13 protein-coding genes, 1 pseudogene and 2 CRISPR repeat arrays are annotated in these 18059 nt (G+C 41.5%); of the genes and pseudogenes, 10 read left to right on the top strand and 4 right to left on the bottom strand.

Annotated elements, in window-relative coordinates:
- Window positions 1-192: 192 nt before the first annotated feature.
- Together IM462_RS10760 and IM462_RS10755 are read right to left on the bottom strand one after the other, a co-directional pair.
- Window positions 193-4452, bottom strand: coding sequence for a non-ribosomal peptide synthetase (locus IM462_RS10760; RefSeq protein WP_287700097.1), 4260 nt, complete (start codon window positions 4450-4452; stop codon window positions 193-195).
- Window positions 4453-4709: 257 nt separating this feature from the next.
- Window positions 4710-4901, bottom strand: a pseudogene (locus IM462_RS10755) (IS30 family transposase); the annotation flags it as partial.
- A gap of 629 nt (window positions 4902-5530) precedes the next feature.
- Here IM462_RS10755 and ppk1 point away from each other — a divergent pair.
- The 4 genes from ppk1 to IM462_RS10735 all read left to right on the top strand — a co-directional run bounded on the left by ppk1 (window position 5531) and on the right by IM462_RS10735 (window position 10600).
- Window positions 5531-7699, top strand: coding sequence for a polyphosphate kinase 1 (ppk1, locus tag IM462_RS10750; protein WP_287700098.1), 2169 nt, complete (start codon window positions 5531-5533; stop codon window positions 7697-7699).
- Window positions 7700-8039: 340 nt separating this feature from the next.
- Window positions 8040-8180 carry a hypothetical protein gene (locus IM462_RS10745; protein ID WP_287700099.1) on the top strand — a complete coding sequence of 47 codons (141 nt, stop codon included), beginning with the start codon at window positions 8040-8042 and terminating at the stop codon, window positions 8178-8180.
- 397 nt (window positions 8181-8577) lie between these two features.
- A complete protein-coding gene (locus IM462_RS10740) occupies window positions 8578-10053 on the top strand; it encodes a bifunctional metallophosphatase/5'-nucleotidase (RefSeq protein WP_287700100.1) in 1476 nt (491 codons plus the stop codon).
- Between the two features lie 8 nt (window positions 10054-10061).
- Window positions 10062-10392: direct repeats of the CRISPR family, unit length 35 nt; unit sequence CTTGCTTCCAATTCGTGAAGCGTATGAATGGAAAC.
- A gap of 61 nt (window positions 10393-10453) precedes the next feature.
- Entirely contained in the window at window positions 10454-10600 is a 147-nt protein-coding gene (locus IM462_RS10735; protein WP_287700101.1) for a hypothetical protein, read from the top strand.
- Window positions 10601-10739: 139 nt separating this feature from the next.
- On the opposite strand, the gene IM462_RS10730 is transcribed toward IM462_RS10735, so the two are convergent.
- Window positions 10740-10931 carry a hypothetical protein gene (locus tag IM462_RS10730; protein WP_287700102.1) on the bottom strand — a complete coding sequence of 64 codons (192 nt, stop codon included), beginning with the start codon at window positions 10929-10931 and terminating at the stop codon, window positions 10740-10742.
- Window positions 10932-11290: 359 nt separating this feature from the next.
- Window positions 11291-11509: a type II toxin-antitoxin system HicB family antitoxin gene (locus IM462_RS10725; RefSeq protein ID WP_002741155.1), complete on the bottom strand. Its 219-nt coding sequence runs from the start codon at window positions 11507-11509 to the stop codon at window positions 11291-11293.
- Between the two features lie 234 nt (window positions 11510-11743).
- Between IM462_RS10725 and IM462_RS10720 the strand changes: the two genes are divergently transcribed.
- The 6 genes from IM462_RS10720 to IM462_RS10695 form a co-directional block, all read left to right on the top strand.
- A complete protein-coding gene (locus tag IM462_RS10720) occupies window positions 11744-11959 on the top strand; it encodes a hypothetical protein (protein ID WP_271937179.1) in 216 nt (71 codons plus the stop codon).
- Window positions 11959-12216 (top strand): type II toxin-antitoxin system RelE family toxin, encoded by a 258-nt coding sequence (locus IM462_RS10715; protein WP_002741151.1) that lies wholly within the window; start codon window positions 11959-11961, stop codon window positions 12214-12216. The genes IM462_RS10720 and IM462_RS10715 overlap by 1 nt, the downstream gene beginning before the upstream one ends.
- A gap of 452 nt (window positions 12217-12668) precedes the next feature.
- A CRISPR array of direct repeats spans window positions 12669-13902; the repeat unit is 35 nt; unit sequence CTTGCTTCCAATTCGTGAAGCGTATGAATGGAAAC.
- Between the two features lie 288 nt (window positions 13903-14190).
- Window positions 14191-15882 carry a Cas10/Cmr2 second palm domain-containing protein gene (locus IM462_RS10710; protein WP_287700103.1) on the top strand — a complete coding sequence of 564 codons (1692 nt, stop codon included), beginning with the start codon at window positions 14191-14193 and terminating at the stop codon, window positions 15880-15882.
- A 65-nt stretch (window positions 15883-15947) separates the two neighbouring features.
- The gene (locus tag IM462_RS10705) at window positions 15948-16952 is read left to right on the top strand and encodes a CRISPR-associated protein (RefSeq protein ID WP_287700104.1); all 1005 of its coding nucleotides are present in this window, start codon (window positions 15948-15950) and stop codon (window positions 16950-16952) included.
- Window positions 16953-17831 carry an RAMP superfamily CRISPR-associated protein gene (locus IM462_RS10700; RefSeq protein ID WP_287700105.1) on the top strand — a complete coding sequence of 293 codons (879 nt, stop codon included), beginning with the start codon at window positions 16953-16955 and terminating at the stop codon, window positions 17829-17831.
- Between the two features lie 39 nt (window positions 17832-17870).
- On the top strand, window positions 17871-18059 hold a 189-nt coding region (locus IM462_RS10695; protein ID WP_287715175.1), incomplete at its 3' end, for a hypothetical protein.

Below are 18059 nucleotides of genomic sequence, written 5' to 3'. Positions count from 1 at the left end.
TGGCGGGGAGTCGGTGGTTATTGTTAAAGTCAGTTGCTATGGGAGCAACCGCTTACATACTCCACAAAAAGACTGTTTTAAACCGAGACTATTTATAGCATATTCTGGATGATAAATTTTAGTGATGGATACAATTTTTTACATTTTTTCCCAAAAGGGTTCTGAAAAGCTTAAATTTTAGTTAACCTATTTTCATAATTCTCCTTCTTCATAATTTTCTGCGGCTGTTGTCATAACTTTACCACTTTTGGATACACTTTGACTATTGTTGGCTACATTAAGCACCTCAATCGTTTGAGTTAAACTGGCAACAGTTGGATATTCTAATAAACTGTGCAAAGACAATTCTACCGAGAAAACATCGCGTAAACGAGAGATGACTTGACTGGCCAGCAAGGAATGTCCTCCTAGTTCAAAGAAATTGTCATGAATTCCAATTTGAGATAGATTTAACACCTTTTGCCAAATCTTAGCAACTTGACGTTCAGCTTCCGTTCTGGGTGCTATCAATTCGTTATTTTCTTTGCCTTGTAGTTCCTTGAGTAATTGCCGCTTATCAATGTCTCCATTATCCTTAATAGGCAGAGATTGTCGCAGAACTAGGGGACATTGATAGGACGTTCCCAATCGATCTTTTAGACTAACATGATTAGGTAGATTGACCGATTGAACTGTAGATTTACGGGTGTAATAAGCCGTTAACTTTTGGCATCCTTCAGACCTAGATGTGAAACGATTAATCTTGCTATTACTCCCATCTAAACCGATTATTAATTGTCTTTGGTTGTGATATAAACTGGTTAGAAATGAGTCTAAACCTTGCCGTACTGTCATATCATAATACCCTTGAGATCGGGTTATGTATTGCATCTGATAACCTTGGCTAATCCCGGTTTCTTGCCAAGTTGTCCAACTGTAACAATAACTGGGGAACAAATTCTTAGATTTTTGATAGGTATTCAAAGACTCAAGGAAACTATTAGCCGCCGCGTAGGAACCCAAAGCTGCTCCTCCAAAAAAACTAGCCAAGGAAGAAAAACTAATAAAAACTCCCTGAGATTCTTTGAGGAGTTGATGTAAAACCCAAGTTCCTATTACTTTAGGACGAAGAATTGTCGATAAACCCTCTTGATTTTCGTCCAGAAGTAAACAATCTTTGTAAATTCCAGCCAGATGAATCACCCCATTAAGTTCTCCTTGCCATTGTCTTTTTACCTGTTCTACAGCCTGTTTAACTTGAGGGAAATTAGCCACATCTACCGCTTGATAAATTACCTGTCCCCCAAGATTTTCTAAAGCTTGGAGATTTTTTATTTTTAAGGATAATTGATCTTCGGTTTTGAGGTACTCACTCCAAAGGTGTTTTTCTGGTAAAGGTGTTTTTCCAATTAACAGTAAACGAGCTTGATAATTTTTGAGCAAATACTGAGCAATTTGTCTGCCAATCCCCCCTAGTCCTCCGGTAATCAGATAAATTCCCCCTGATTTAAAGGGTAATTCCTGTTGGCTGTGTTGAAGTAAATTGACTTTTTCCAAACCTGCGATTAAACGTTTCCCGTGGCGATAGGCAATTTCTCTTTCCTTGGATAAAACGGATAGTTCTTGCAGCAGATAACTGACATTAATTTCGGTTTGACCCAGGGGTAAATCAACATGACGAGTATTTAACCAAGGAAGTTCTTGAGCTAGGGTTTTGATCAGTCCTAAAACTGGAGATTTTTCATAGGCAATTTCATCGGTTTCTATGACAAATTGACTATAACTAGAAACAAATAGCAATTGAATTTTTGAGTTAAAATCATGAGTTTTAGCTAAGGTTTGAACTAGGAATAATAAATCATAAGTCCCTTTTTCTTGTGCTTTTTCTAACTGTTCAATTGTTGAAATTTCTCCCTGATAGTCTTGATAAGTACCCAGATGAATAATATTGCCAAGGATAATTTTTTGCTCGGATAAAGATGCCATTAACTGTTGATAATGATTGGCTGTCCCTGGTCTGAGGGTATAGCAATTTTGACTGATTTGAGAAAATTCTTCCGCTGCTAAAACCGTGATACAGGGTAAGTTTTGACCTTGGATTTTTTCTGCTAAAGATGCTCCTAAACCCAAGCAATCCAGAAAAATTAAAGTACAATACTTGGAAAGTTCGGGTTTTAAGTTAACTGGATATCGAGGTTTCCAAACTTTCTGGTAAAACCAATCAGGAATGGTTTGATCGTTTTCTAATAAAATATCTATTTCTTTTAAAATAGAATTAAATTCTCCGTTCGTAAACCGTTTTGTTAATTGCGATCGCTGAATTTTACCAATAGAAGTTTTAGGAATCTCCGTTTTATTTAAGGGGATTAAATATTCAGGATTAACGCCAAAACTGTTAATTACTTTTCGTCTAATCTTTTTCAGAAGTTCCGCTAGATGCTGGTGGTCAAAGGTTTCTGCACTAAAAAATAAAGCTAATTGATCGGTACTATTCCTAGGATCATAAACAGGACAAGCGGCTGTGTAGGACGCTTGTACTTCTTCAATAGTTTCCACTACAGTTTCAATTTCATGGCTATAATAATTCACTCCATTAATAATAATGGTTTCTTTACTTCTTCCAGTAATGACTAAATGACCGTTACTAATAAATGCGAAATCTCCTGTCTTAAACCAGCCATCTTTTAAGAAAGCGTCTTGATTCGCTTCTGGGTTTTTATAATACCCCGGTGAAACTGGATGTCCTTTAACTTGTAAATGACCAATGGTTTCTTCTGGTAATAGGAAATTATCAGCATTAACAATTCTAATCGATATCCCCGGAATGGGTAATCCTAAATCCGTAAAAGTTGCACCATTGGGATGTTCAGGATGGACTCGTTTTAAGGAAGAATTCAAGGAGGATTTATCAACCGTATAAAAGAGTAATGGCTGTTGTTCTGTCGGCTGATAATAGGTAATTCCTGACCCCATTTCTGCCATCCCAAAAGCAGGACGCATCGCCGTTTTTTTCAGATTATATTGAAGATGAAGTTTGTTAATAAATTCTCCAACGGCTTGACCAGAAACAGCTTCACCCGCCGCCAAAAAGAATTTGACACAACCTAAATTCCAATTTTGATCCGGTTCTTTTTTTAAAGCTTCATTGATCAAATTATAGGCAAAATTAGGAGCCCAACTATGGGTAATTCGATATTGATCAATTAAATCTAACCAATTCAAAGGACGACCTAATATATATTCAGTTTGAACATAAACCATTTGGCATCCTAACTCGACACAGCGAATATTCCAGTCTGAAATACTTCCAATATGATCAAAAGGAAGCCAATTAAGAATAATATCGTCGTTTTGATGTTCACAAATGATGTTTGTTCCTCGCGCACGAGAGATCACATTTTTATGGGTTAATGAGATACATTTCGGTATTCCTGTACTGCCTGATGTTAGATTAAAGAACGCGATATCATCCGGTTGACTAATAGGAGGCTGATGGGGAGAATGAGTTTTTAATTCTTCAATAAAACTCAATCTTAAGGTTTGATTAGGCAACCATTGTTCTAAATGTTTTATCTCTTGCTGACGGGATTGATTTGTGATAATAATAGGTTCATCTAACAACTGCCAAACTTGACATATTTTATGAATTTCATTATTAAAATCTTTATAGCTGGGTGGTACTGAAATAATAACAGGAATAAATCGCCCTAAAAGACACCCCCAAAATGCGGAAATGATATCATAGTTTTCCGATAGCTGAAGAATCACTTTATCTTGAGCTTGTAAACCCTGCTTTTGTAATCCGGCTTGTATTTGTTGAGCGTCTTCCCATAATTGTTGATAAGACTGAAAAACTTCTGATCCATTAGATTGAATATAAATAATCCCTTTATTTGAATAATTTTCAGCAGCTTTTTGGAGGATTTCTGCCAAGGTTTTAGGCTGAAGTTCAGATTCTTCTAAAAGCTGTCCGTGACTGATTCCAGCTTGAGTGTTAGAAGTGTGAATCCCCAGATGAATCGGGGTTTCAGATTTTTGATGATCATTTTTTTTCTCTATTTTTAAGGGTAATAATTCGGATAGATGTAGGGGTAAAATTTTGATTTTTTTGGAAGTCATGACGACAGCGACTTGATCGATATCTGACAAAGAGCCTAGTTTTTCTTCTGTTTCCTGAACTTGATGATCATCGATAATTTCAATATTCTTTAATGCAGTTTCATCGACATCACCGCTATCGGTTAAGGGTAAACTGGAAATTTGCACATAGATATTAGGTAGAAGATTGTCCGGTAACTGAGACTGTAAATCGGAGGACAATTGTTCAGAATTCCAAGCTCCAGAGGAAACAATATAGGCGACTAATTCACCCTCTCGTATCATAAAATAGCAATCTTCAATCAAAGGATTTGATAAAAAGACTTCTGCTAATTTCTGACAATTTAATTTTGGATTTTTGTGTTCCGTCCTCATGCCTAAAATCCTCGGTTCTGTGTACAGGCCAATTCAAGCCTGAATTGCATCACTGTCTGAGCTATCAGAGCATACCTCATTCGGGCTAGGATAGTCAAGAGATTTTCGAGGACGATTGTTAAGCTTTTCGTAATTTAAATTGCCTGTTGAGATGAGGGACTTATGCAAGAGGCAAGACTCCCCCCAACTTTCCGACTTCCGGGGGGTGGGGGAGATTCGGCTAATCCAAGAATAAGGGATTTAGATCCGTCTGAGCTTAGTCCATTAGTCGGCTCGTTTAATCCCCTCTCCCAAGAATGATCAGGAGTAGCAAAATAAAAATCTACTCCTAGTTTCTCACTCAACTCTTGATGTCCAATAAATTCTTTGCCCTTGTCACAAGGGTCGATTTTTCTTTTGTCAGAGGGAATCTCTGGGAAAAGTTTTGCGGTCACTCGATTGATTTTACTTTAACTTAGTTTTGATAGATCATTTTATAAGTAATAGGACAAAATTAACTTCTTGGAACACAATATCTAAGGCTCTGCCTTAAAATAGCATTAGTATTCAGGTAGAACCTAAAGAGAGCGTTCCCCGGTTCTACTTGGGAACGAGATATTACTCGGACTCTATTGGAGGACTTGGGGACGATTTACTTGAATATAGTAAAATGTAGGATTAGAGAGGGAAGTTATGGTTTTTCTAAGATAACTCGACCGACTTCTCTGCAACAGAAAGCGTTATATTTATTAGGGGTTTCCTTAATTTATAGCCAGTAACGAGCGGCACAAGTTCTCTTAATCCCTGTCACAGCACAGGTTATGGCCTTTTGTCAAAGGGGAAGTCTAGATATTTAACAAATCTAATTTCACCGAAAGATTAATTTAACCTTGATCTGTCGGGACTGATTTCTTAACCTTTTAATAAATTGATTTTTCCTCCAGTCAGGCTAGAATCAGTAGGACTAGCATCCAAGATAATCGGGGTAACCTTGGTTAATCTAAGGCAGTGTAGCCTAAAAAAACGCCAAAAATAGTCAAATTTAGACTTGAGTGGCTTCTTACTAACTGTTTAATCTATTATTTAGGTATTAGACTCTATGGCTAAAGCTTCTACCGTAACTTCTGAAATCGATCTTAAAGATTCGCAATATTACTTTAACCGAGAATTAAGCTGGTTAGAATTTAATCGTCGCGTGCTTTATGAAGCACTTGATCCTCGGACTCCCCTACTAGAAAGATTAAAATTTACCGCCATTTTTTGTGCCAATCTCGACGAATTTTTTATGGTACGGGTGGCAGTGCTTAAACAACAGGTAGAGGCAAATGTAGCCGTTTTAAGTGCCGATGGCCGGACTGCCTCGGAACAGCTAACCGAGATCAGTAAACGTCTGCGTCCCCTTGTACAACAGCAGGATCGTCTTTTTGAACACACCCTAAAAAATCTCTTAGTAGAACAGGGAATTCATCTGATTAACTATGTGGATTTACATCAAGAACAGCGCAATTATCTCCACGATTACTTTGAACAAAATATTTTCCCCGTTTTAACTCCCCTAGCGGTGGATCCTAGTCATCCTTTTCCCTATATTTCTAATCTTAGTCTCAATTTAGCCGTAGTCGTTCGCGATCCCGATACCGATAAAGAACTATTTGCCAGGGTGAAAGTGCCGCAGGTTTTCCCCCGTTTTCTAGCATTATCGAAGGAATTACGCCACCAAGATGGAAAAGCTTCGATTTGGACGGGAGTGCCTCTGGAACAGGTGGTAATGCACAATTTAGAGGCACTTTTCCCCGGCATGATCATTCAAGAATGTTATCCTTTTCGGGTGACACGCAACGCCGATATCTCCGTCGAAGAAGATGAGGCCGATGATTTATTATTAGCGATCGAGGAAGAAGTACGCAAGCGCCGCATCGGTAAATCGGCAGTACGTCTGGAAATTCACAGTTCTACCCCTAGCAATATTAAAGACCGGATCATGCGCGATCTGGGACTTGAGGAGATCGATGTTTACGATGTGGATGGACTGCTGGGACACAAAGATTTATTTTATTTTCTGTCTTTACCCTGTCCCGAACTGAAAGATCCGCCTTGGAATCCTGTCACCCCACCGGTTTTACAGGGATTGCGAGAAATAGTTGACGGTAACGAAGACGGTATCCTAGAACAGGATGGCGAAGATATTTTTACTTTAATTCGCAATAACGATATTCTCGTTCATCACCCCTACCATTCCTTTAGTGCCTCAGTACAACAGTTTATCGCCCAGGCGGCCTATGATGCCCATGTTTTAGCGATTAAAATGACTTTGTATCGTACTTCCGGAGATTCCCCGATTGTCAATTCCCTGATTGCAGCCGCAGAAAATGGTAAGCAGGTAGCGGCGTTAGTGGAACTAAAAGCACGCTTTGATGAGGAAAATAACATTACTTGGGCGAAAAAGCTCGAACAAGCCGGAGTTCACGTTGTTTATGGCTTAGTTGGTCTAAAAACCCACACGAAAGTGGTTCTCGTGGTCAGAAAAGAAGGGGATAAAATCCGTCGTTATTTCCATATTGGCACGGGTAATTATAACCCAAAAACGGCTAAATTATACACTGATTTGGGTTTACTTAGCTGTCGTGAGGATTTAGGGGCAGATATCACCGATTTATTTAACTTTCTGACCGGATACTCCCGTCAGCAATCCTATCGCAAACTTTTAATTGCTCCCGTGAGTTTGCGAAAACGGATGTTAGCAATGATCGATCGCGAGGCCAAAAACTGTAAAAATGGCGGTACGGGTCGCATTGTCGCAAAAATGAACTCTATTGTCGATAAACCGATTATAGAAGCTTTATACGCCGCTTCTCGTGCCGGTGTGCAGATTGACTTAATTATTCGCGGCATCTGTTGTTTACGGCCCGGATTGCCAGAAATAAGCGAAAATATCCGAGTAATTAGCATTATCGGCCGCTTTTTGGAACATTCCCGCATTTTTTACTTTTACAATGATGGTCAGGAGGAGGTGTATATTGGTAGCGCCGATTGGATGACGCGGAACCTGACTCGTCGCGTGGAAGCAGTGACACCCATTGATGAACCAGCGATCGCCAAGGAACTAGAAGAAATTCTCGGGATTATGTTGTCAGATAACCGACAAGCATGGGAATTACAATCCGATGGCAGTTATATTCAGCGTCGTGCTGACAATGAGGGACAGGAAAGCAGTACCCATGTAATTTTAATGGAAAAAGCCCTTAAATCTGCGGGTGTTAGTCAATAGGAACAGTTATCAGTTATCAGTTATCAGTATTCTCTCGTTGACCCCCTCGGATGCCCTTCTACTTCTGGAGTTCGGGGCTTGATAATCTGACTTATTGAGAATAATTTTTATTTGTCGGAGATAATTTAACCCCCCCTCAGAAAATGGGGTGTAGAATGGTGTCAGGGCAATACTTTCATTTATTTCACGGGAACTATTTGTTAGGATCGAAAAATCTTTACGTTCAGCCACAACCATGAGCGTTCTTGTCAAACCCTCTAGCCTGATTCCCAAAGGATTGCGGGTACAACAGATTAATAATCTCAGCCTATTCAAATTTACAGATGAACTGGGCGATTAGATGCAGACGCTTCTTGACAAGAAAAAAGCTGATGATCTCACCCCGGAGGAAGACCTTGATCTAGAAGCGATTGGCGAACTCGACCAAATTTTCAGCTACATCAACGCTGTCATTGCCGCCAGAGTAAATGGTCATTCCTAAATCGCTCCACCATATTGTTCGACAACGCGCTAGGTTTCAGTGTGAATACTGTCACTATCCCGAACTCCTCAGTGATGCTCTCACCCTGTTTTTACATTGGCGCAAGTCATGCTATATTATGGGCTGTGGCTCTTCGTTACTTGGCATGATTCGATCAGGGGGCATAAATCGAAGCAATGTCTTTCTGTGTAAGGGTTTTATCCTTTATAACCCCCTCCATTGCATAACACAAACCGAAGAGCCTAAACTGCTAAAAGTTGAACTTTTTCTGGATCGGCTAGAAGAAATCACAGACCAAGCTTCTGACGGTATTCAGAAAGCCAAGCTTTAAACCGTTCGCAGTACCCAAATCAAACTATCTCTTTCATTTAATCAACTCAAACTACTGGAGAGACTCATGGTTGAAACTACAACAAAACTCAAAAAGTTTACGATTTTACATTCCAATGATATGCACGGCGACTTTTTAGCGGAGGCTAAAACTGGACAAGGTGGTTTGATCGGCGGGTTATCATTGCTTTCTGGTTATATCAATCAAGTGCGTCAAACGGAAAAAAATACACTTTATGTTATTTCAGGTGATATGCTTCAAGGTTCGATGATTGATACCGAATTTAAAGGCTTATCAACCATGGAAATCATGAATTACCTAGCACCTAATGTAGTGACTTTAGGAAACCACGAATTAGACTATGGCTTTCCTCATTTGCTCTTCTTAGAAAAAATGGCAAACTTTCCTATTGTTAATGCCAACTTGTACATTAAAAAGTACGGTAAAAGGTTGATGAACCCCTATATCATCCTCAATGTAGATGGATTTGATGTTATGTTCATTGGTATTGTCACCGAAGAGGTTCTTAGTGCCTTAAAGCTGGACAAAAGCATTGGTACATTTGTTGGACTAGAAGATGCAGCGGCTGAAGTTGGTAAGATCTGTAATACCTACAAAAATGAAGATATTGATTTGACAATTCTCCTAACTCACATTGGTTTTGAAGAGGATCAAAAGTTAGCGGCTATGTTAGACCCTGAGTGGGGGGTGGACATGATCATTGGTGGACATTCTCATACACTTTTAGAACAGCCTGCCCAAGTAAACAACATTTTAATCACCCAGGCCGCCGTTGGGACTGATCAGATCGGACGTTTCGATATTACAGTAGACGACGATACGAACAGCATTGTCGAATGGAAATGGGAGCTTATTCCTATTAATGATCAGGTAGCTAGTCCTGACGTAGATTTGCAAAATTTTATCAATACCTACAAAGAACAAGTAGATCGCAAGTACAATCGTATTGTTAGCCGTTTAAATCGTCAATTGACTCATCCCGTGCGCGAACAAGAAACTGAGTTAGGTAATTTAATCGCTGATATCTTCTTAGAAATAGATACGATTGATGTCGTGCTTGTCGGTAGTGGTTCCATACGAGGTAAAGAATTAGGGCCTGTGGTCACTCTTGAAGATCTTAAGAAGGTTTATCCGTATGATGGTTCTCTTTATAAAATTAAAGTTACTGGAGCGCAACTGACAAAGGTATTTACCCATTTTCTGCGCCCAGAAAACAGAAAGCCTGGGGAAAGTCAATGTTATCAAATCAGCAAAGGTGTTCGAGTAGTTTATAACAATACTAAGAAAGCAATTGAATCTTTCAGTATTAATGAACAACCTGTAGAGGCTGATCGTTTATATGTAATCTGCGTGCAAGATTATCATTATCAAAATTCGCTGAAGAGTTTGAATCTCACGCCTGAAGAAATAGCTAACGCTAAAGTTGTTACTACTTCAAGCCAAGGTGTTCTTGAAGAATATTTAAGTACTCATCAACTCCTTGACGGTAAGGTGGAAGGACGCTGGACTTTTGTTAACTAGAGTTTATGACTCTACCCAATTCGTGAAGCGTCTGAATGGAAACGAGGAATGTTAAAACATTCCTTTTTATTTTCCGTACAACTTGCTTCCAATTCGTGAAGCGTATGAATGGAAACCAAAAACGCTGCCCGACCCGACCTTCTGTGGGAAAACGATAGCTTGCTTCCAATTCGTGAAGCGTATGAATGGAAACGTGCCACTAAGGCCACGGGTAAAGGGAGCAGTTAGCTGACTTGCTTCCAATTCGTGAAGCGTATGAATGGAAACCCAAAAGGATTTTGAATCGCATCTGGCACATCAAAAGCTTGCTTCCAATTCGTGAAGCGTATGAATGGAAACAGAATGCCAGGGATCAATCCCATCTCATCGGTTAAGAAAAATCCGAGATTTCAGCGAGATTATGCGTCAGTGGGGACAAAAATTTCAGAGGGACTTTAACCAGACTGAACTCGGCAGAATAATTTATGCGGGAGGAGATGATTTTTTGGGCATCGTTTATAATAGCCAATTTCCCGATCTACAACTCAACTCGATCGATCTCGATTGAGTTCTCCACTGGCTACAAACCCCTCATAAGTAGGGTTTGCTGAATAAATGTGAAATGTAGGCAAGGTCAGGGTTTTGTGGCTTTTCTCGTGAAACAGGTGCAAGATTTTGAGAGAATCGTGCTTCAAAACCTTGCGTCTTCATCGGCCCGCGTCCTGTAGGGGCGAAGCATTCGGGCAGTAACCTATCGGTGAAACCGTAGATTGGCTCTCCCAGCTTTGGTGGGTAAAATGTATTCTAAGATACATTTCTCCTAGCGAGGGGGTGGAACGAACCACAAAGACACAAAGGACACAAAGATCGATCAATCCTATGTCAATTAAACTTATCACACAGAACCTAGAAGAGCCGTAGATTTTCTATCCCAATGCTTCGCCCGTACTTTTTCAGCAAACCCTAAGTAGCGATCGCACTTTCAAAAGACCAAATAATCACATTTAAAGGATTTTGCTTTAAATCTTTTCATAGGAAGCAATAAAATCATCTCGTGAGATACCCGCTTGAGTGCAAATAATCCTTAGTGTAGAGCTTTTAATTTGCTTGTGATTGGGTAGCGTTAAAAGTGTTGTTGTTCCATCTGGATTTTTTCTAATCATAGAAATATGCTCTTTTTATCTAACAATTGAAAAACCAAATTTTTCAAGAATTTTAATCACTTTGGCTTTAGGGGCATCAGCCGGAAATTTTGCCATTAGACTATTGCTTCTACAACAAAGGCTTCTAATAAAGATGAGTCAGCTTCGAGAACTGATTCCCCAAAGGTTTCAACATGAAAAGCGATCGCCGATTGCACATCAATAAGAGCATCTTCATGGGTATCACCCTCACCGACTACTACGCCTTGAATTCCCAATGGATAGGCGATATAGCCATCAGAATGTTTTTCCACAATGATTTTAATGGATTTCATAAATTCTTGACACTTTACAGGAATTTCCTGATCCTATCTCATTTCTATAGGACTTTGATAAGAAAACGATCGCCTCTCCTCCTCATCAAAATCTCCAAAAAAGTTGACTCTCCAAAAGTGATCGCTATTCCTCATCATCAAAAAGCGATCGCATCCTCCAATTGTATCCCCACAAAACGTGATCGCTATTCTTAAACGATGCTATAGTCAGAATAGTGAGTTCTAATTACAAGAATGCAAGTTAAAGACCTAAGTGTTGAAGATTTTAAGTTTTTGATTCAAGAAACTGTTACAGAAACAGTTCAATCTCTACTAAATGATCCTGATGTTGATAAACAACTTAAAACCGAAGTCTCTCAATTTCTAGCTGACTCTTTACAGCGAACTCGAAATGGAGAACGGGGAATTTCTGCGGAAGAAGTAGCTCAAAGATTAGGATTAGATTGGTAATGCGTCGCCATATAGAATTTACCGATAAAGCTTTTGAAGGTTTAGAGTCGCTTACGGCAGTTGTTCGGGAGCGTGTCTTTAAAAAAGTTCGTTGGATAAATGAAAATTTTGATGATATTAGACATCAAAGTTTAAGTTCTAATTTAAGCGGTTTGTTTAAACTTAGAATTGGCGATTACAGGGTGATATATTCTTTTGATGATGACTTTATTACGATTCATCAAGTTGGTCATCGTCGAGATATTTATTCTGATTAGTTTTAGTTTAATTACTTCCATTCCAAAAAATTGCTCCTTCCAAAAACGATCGCACTCCCCATCATCAAAATCGCCAAAAAAGTTGCTTATCCCAAAAATGATCGCTATTCCTCATCATCAAAAAGCGATGTCGTGCTGACAATGAGGGACAGGAAAGCAGTACCCATGTAATTTTAATGGACAAAGCCCTTAAATCTGCGGGTATTAGTCCATAGGAACAGTGATCAGTTATTAGTTATCAGTTATCGGTTATCAACATTTTTCGCGGGTTAGACACAATGGCTGAAAATCTAGAGTTTTCGTTGAGGTGCGTCGATGCCTTGTCCAGTAAGGCTTTGAGCCTCATGACCGAGGTGACTATTGACAATTATTATTAATAATGTCTATGCTTTTCAGTATCCCACGAAAAATCGTTGTACAATCCTTGTACAGCCTAGTTTTGCAAAGCTAGTCTTGCTTCCAATTCGTGAAGCGTATGAATGGAAACGAAAAGGCCTGACAGTATTGCTTTAATGCCTCCCCACTTGCTTCCAATTCGTGAAGCGTATGAATGGAAACGATATCATATTCGCTACTGAATCGATAACGACTATCTTGCTTCCAATTCGTGAAGCGTATGAATGGAAACCTTCAACTGGTCGGGGTCCAAGTGAGCCGACACGCTCTGCTTGCTTCCAATTCGTGAAGCGTATGAATGGAAACCAAAGCCGCCTACTTCTTGAATAACTGCTTCATCTTGTCTTGCTTCCAATTCGTGAAGCGTATGAATGGAAACTATTCACACCATCAATCCGCTCGGTCTTGAATGACTTCTTGCTTCCAATTCGTGAAGCGTATGAATGGAAACAACAGATCCACCATATCTTGGAGGCGGCGTAAGCCTTGCTTCCAATTCGTGAAGCGTATGAATGGAAACTCCATCCAAGCCTGTCTTTCCCCGTATATGGGGATCAACTCTCTTGCTTCCAATTCGTGAAGCGTATGAATGGAAACGCTGTGGAGACACTCACGGTTCCAGAGCGGGCTACTATTACGAACCTTGCTTCCAATTCGTGAAGCGTATGAATGGAAACGATACTAATCCAAATTACACCCCACAGTGTGAGGGTGAGTCTTGCTTCCAATTCGTGAAGCGTATGAATGGAAACCCGAGATAAAAAATTGTGCCATTTTTGTTTGGTAATGCCAGCTTGCTTCCAATTCGTGAAGCGTATGAATGGAAACGATTTTTGACCATATTGGAAAAATGCTTCGCAATAATCCCGCAAAGCTTCTTGCTTCCAATTCGTGAAGCGTATGAATGGAAACACTCAGCCTGGGATTGGGCTAGCGCCCAAAGCTCTTACGGCTTGCTTCCAATTCGTGAAGCGTATGAATGGAAACCTGCAGATAAGTCTGCATTTCTTGTGAAGACTTTAACGACTTTTAACTTCTTGCTTCCAATTCGTGAAGCGTATGAATGGAAACAATATAGGGAATATCACATCTAGCCAATGGCGCCATTTCAGGCTTGCTTCCAATTCGTGAAGCGTATGAATGGAAACGAAAGACCGAACTTGGCTGCCTCTTCTTCAAGAAGACTTGCTTCCAATTCGTGAAGCGTATGAATGGAAACTCCCCTTTTCTAGCGGCATGGAACGCTAAAAAATATCTTGCTTCCAATTCGTGAAGCGTATGAATGGAAAAGATGTGTAGGGTTAATTCATGAATTGACCCTACAATTTTTTTAATTCCAATTAATTAAGCGTCTGAATAGAAACGATACTTAATTAATAAAAATCAATAAAAATAAAGATTGTTTAAGAAAAATTATTTAAAATTAACACAATAATTAGAAATTTAGTGATAGATATAAAAGTACAAAAGAGCCAATTAATCTAACAATCCTATTTTTTTAGCCAGAGATAAGTCTTTTCTAGGCCTTTTCAAGGCTGTTGAATATACCTCTTAAACAATCGAGTTTTCTATAGCTTTATGCCCAAATATATAGCCATCACCTTCTCCCCCGTCCAAAGCTTTATTGAAAAATCCCGCAAATTGAGGGACCTGTACGGAGCCTCTCAGATTCTCTCGGATCTGACCAGTACAATCGTCACCCACCGGCCCGAGCAGTACCACCTAATTAGCCCCGGACTGCTAAACTCCCAACAGGGAATGCCCAACCGTGTTCTCCTGAAAGTCGATAGCGAAATACAGTCCTCCTCCTCCGAGGAAATCATTGCGGAACTGCAACGAGCCTTTTTAAATCGTTGGAAAAATATTCTCGCAACCTGTAGAAAATGGGTCGAAAACGCCCTCGCGCCTTACTATCGCTCCTCAGAATGGAATTGGCAAAAAAGCTGGAAAAAGTGGGAAAAACGCACCTGGGAATTTTTCTGGGGCATGGGGGACGATCTAGAGTCCGCCATGGTCGATCTGGAAAATCGTAAACTCGCCCGCAATTGGCAAGGGGTGAATTGGGTCGGGGAAAGCTCTAGTCTGTCCGGGACTGACGCGATCGCTTGGTACGGGATGGATCGGGAAAACCAAGACATGAAAACGCTTGACTGGAGCGAAGAAAACCGACATATCGCCCTATTCTACCGAAGATTAGCCTTCCTACTCGATGGAGTTAACGATCCTGACGGCCAACCCAAAGATAGACAACCGGAAGGCAAATACATCGATGGAAACGAAAGATTGAATATTCCCGAATTAACCAAACGGTTGATCACTCTCCCACATATCGCCCGCTCTCTAGGAATCGAACTTCCCGAAGAACTTCGCCAGCGAGGATTTCGAGACCTGATCAGGAGACCGCAAGATAACCCCGCCTCAGTGGGACAAAAAACGGGCTGGTTCATGGGAGATGGCGATAAAGTAGGCGATTACCTGAAAGACCTCGGCTCAGACCAAAAAATCCGAGATTTCAGCAAGATTATGCGTCGGTGGGGACAAAAATTTCAGAGGGACTTTAACCAGACCGAACTCGGTAGAATAATTTACGCGGGAGGAGATGATTTTTTGGGCATCGTTTATAATAGCCAATTTCCCGATCCACAACTCGACTCGATCGAGATCGATCGAGTTTTTCACTGGCTACAAACCCTCGATCAACAGTGGAAAACCGGAAAAACTGAAGAAATCAATCAACGGGTGACTCTAAGTCTCGGCTTCGTTTGGGCAGCCCACAGCATTCCCCAGAGAGACGTTTTACAGCACTGTCGGGAAGCAGAACAGCGCTCGAAAAAACTAGGACGCGATCGCCTCACCATCCGCGTTTTATTTAACAACGGGCAATATGTTCAATGGACAACCAGATGGAAATACTTGAACACGCTAAACCACTATCGAGATCGGGACGGCGGGAAAAACTGGGGTCATATCTATGGTGACTTTGCCCGACTAAAAGCCCGTCACGCTTTCGGTCTGGGCTATCTCGATAACCCTAGAAGCCATTCCGATGGCGCAGACTCGAAAATCCTCGATAACCTCTCCACACTCCTACAGTTTTTCGATCTATACTTTAGCGGCTATAAAGAAATTTTAGAAAAAGAAGATAATCAGATCGTCTCCCTCCCAGAGGGCGCGCTATCGAAGGACTACGCTAGGGCGATCGTTCGCTGGATAGACGAACTGATCGCGATCGGTTGGCATCTCTCGATCGGGGAAACGATCAAAAAATAATCCTAAATCCGGTTATTAAAGACCGATTATCTATTGCCTTCGTTAACTTTTCCCGCTTAAATTTTATGTTTTCCCATCTCATCATCATTAAACCCCTCGGCATGATGTACGGTAGTTCCGGCGCGTTCCTCTCCCCAGAAAACCTTGTCGGACGTTCTGGCTCTAAATTTCCCCCCGATGCCGCCACCCTATCCGGACTATTTTTCAGCGCCAATAAAACGACCCATCAGTATAGCCATCGGGAATTAAGAGACAACCTCTTCATCGCTGGCCCTTTCTGGGCCGAAACCAATAGTCTTCGTAACGTCTATATCCCGATTCCCCGCACGAAAATAATCGCCACCGACGACTCCGACGAATGGCGAATCCGACCTGCACCCGATCGACAAGTCGTCTGGGAGCGAGATTGCGACAAGGACTCAATAGAACCCGAATTTTCCTGGATTTCTAGTGAAGATTGGACAGAATCGGCGCAATACATCGCCGACAACGGATTTGCGGAACTCTCACCGTGGGAATTTACCCCGATCCTACATCCCAAGCTAGAGATCGATCGACGCTGTACCGTCGAGAAGGACGGTCTGTTTTTAGAATACGCCGTGCAGATGAAGGAGGGAACCTGTTTGATCTATCTGGCCACCCATCCCCTCGATCCGGGATGGTATAAATTCGGCGGAGAAAATCATCTAGTCGAGATCGAGAGCGTTGAGATTAAACCGGATTGGGCCATCTATGAATTGCTGAGACAGCCAATCGAACAGGCCTTTGCGACGATTACTCCGGCCATCTGGGGATCGAAACGATTTTCCTCCCGAATTCCCGAACAACCCGATTTCCCCTCAGTTCAACTGCTGCTCACCGACAAACCCATCCCCTACCGTTACGGTTTAGGTGGACGCTTGGGACGGGGTAGGTATTCCGTTCCTTCGGGAAGCGTGTATGTGCTGGAAGAACCGATCGGGCGATCGTGGTGGGACTGGCCGGAAGACTGGTTTCCTAGAGAGGGGTTTCCCCTCAAACATATCGGCTGTGGACTATCTCTACCGCTAACAATAAAAGGATTGAATTGAATGTATCTAAAAGCCTACGGCATCATTGAAACCCTTGCCCCACTCCATCTGGGAGCCGCCGCCGGGGAAGAAAGCGGCAACCTTAACCTGATCTTTCGCGATCAGTTCACCCAAACAGGCATAATCCCCAGTAGTTCCCTACGCGGTCGTCTCCGCTCCGATATGTTAGCCCGTTTAACAAGCCAATACAAGAAGCGAGGGCAATCCCCAGAACAGGCCAAAACGAGCGCGTTACAAGAAGTGGAACGCTGGTACGGCCGCGGTGCGGAAAAAAACCGACAGGAAAACTACGATTACGAATCGATTATCAAACCAGAACACGCCTCGATCGTCTGGCTGCCAGTTTTCTGCCCCGGACAACCGATCGTTTGGGTTAGTTGTCCGAGTTTACTGCGACGCTACCAACGCATTGCCGACGTCAAGGCAGACATCCCCCCCGAGTACACCGGCTCGCAAACTCTAAAAACCCGTTCCAAAAACAACTCTGACCCCGTACTTTTCTTCAACTTGGGGTTTATCACGGTGAGTTACCCGAATTGGGATCTAACACCCTGGTTTCCCCTCAAAAACCTGCCCGCCGTGGTGGTCGATGACAATGATATGGGTATGATCCACGATATGGCTCTCTATCGTCAGAGTCGCGTGCAGTTAGAAGAAGATCGGAAAGTGGCGGCTAATAAAGCTTTTTTTAATGTCGAGGCAATACCAGAAGGAACAGTCCTCGCTTTTCCCCTTGCCCTTAAACCGATCGATGATAACGTTTGGGACAACTGGAAACCACTGGAACAAGATAAAACGGGGGATATTTATCTAGGGGGACTCGAATCGGTCGGCTTCGGCCACTGCATGATGACCTTGAAAAACTTATCGAAAGTTTAACCGGAAACTGTTAAGTAGGTAGGCGTTAAAAATTATCAGATGCCCCCCTTATCAAGGGGGGCAGGGGGGATCGGCACCCCCCTTATCAAGCTATCCATTAGTCGGATCTTTCTTAACAAAAAGAGAAGAAACTTAAAAAAAGGGGAAACGATTGATAGGTATAGTTTTGAAAGAAGGAATCAAGGTGGAGGTAAGCAAAAAAATGGAGAAATGGGCAGCCCAAGAATT

The organism is Microcystis sp. M144S2, assembly GCF_020246065.1.
Taxonomy (GTDB): domain Bacteria; phylum Cyanobacteriota; class Cyanobacteriia; order Cyanobacteriales; family Microcystaceae; genus Microcystis; species Microcystis ichthyoblabe_A.
The sequence above is the reverse complement of the archived record's forward strand: the minus strand, read 5'-3'. Positions and strand labels throughout refer to the sequence as shown.

Excerpts from the sequence above, each read along its gene's own strand:
- IM462_RS10760 (WP_287700097.1), bottom strand. The coding sequence starts at position 4,452 with ATGAGGACGGAACACAAAAATCCAAAATTAAATTGTCAGAAATTAGCA.
- IM462_RS10715 (WP_002741151.1), top strand. The coding sequence starts at position 11,959 with ATGCGTCGCCATATAGAATTTACCGATAAAGCTTTTGAAGGTTTAGAG.
- IM462_RS10720 (WP_271937179.1), top strand. The coding sequence starts at position 11,744 with ATGCAAGTTAAAGACCTAAGTGTTGAAGATTTTAAGTTTTTGATTCAA.
- IM462_RS10735 (WP_287700101.1), top strand. The coding sequence starts at position 10,454 with ATGCGTCAGTGGGGACAAAAATTTCAGAGGGACTTTAACCAGACTGAA.
- IM462_RS10740 (WP_287700100.1), top strand. The coding sequence starts at position 8,578 with ATGGTTGAAACTACAACAAAACTCAAAAAGTTTACGATTTTACATTCC.
- IM462_RS10705 (WP_287700104.1), top strand. The coding sequence starts at position 15,948 with ATGTTTTCCCATCTCATCATCATTAAACCCCTCGGCATGATGTACGGT.
- ppk1 (WP_287700098.1), top strand. The coding sequence starts at position 5,531 with ATGGCTAAAGCTTCTACCGTAACTTCTGAAATCGATCTTAAAGATTCG.
- IM462_RS10725 (WP_002741155.1), bottom strand. The coding sequence starts at position 11,509 with ATGAAATCCATTAAAATCATTGTGGAAAAACATTCTGATGGCTATATC.
- IM462_RS10745 (WP_287700099.1), top strand. The coding sequence starts at position 8,040 with ATGCAGACGCTTCTTGACAAGAAAAAAGCTGATGATCTCACCCCGGAG.
- IM462_RS10700 (WP_287700105.1), top strand. The coding sequence starts at position 16,953 with ATGTATCTAAAAGCCTACGGCATCATTGAAACCCTTGCCCCACTCCAT.
- IM462_RS10710 (WP_287700103.1), top strand. The coding sequence starts at position 14,191 with ATGCCCAAATATATAGCCATCACCTTCTCCCCCGTCCAAAGCTTTATT.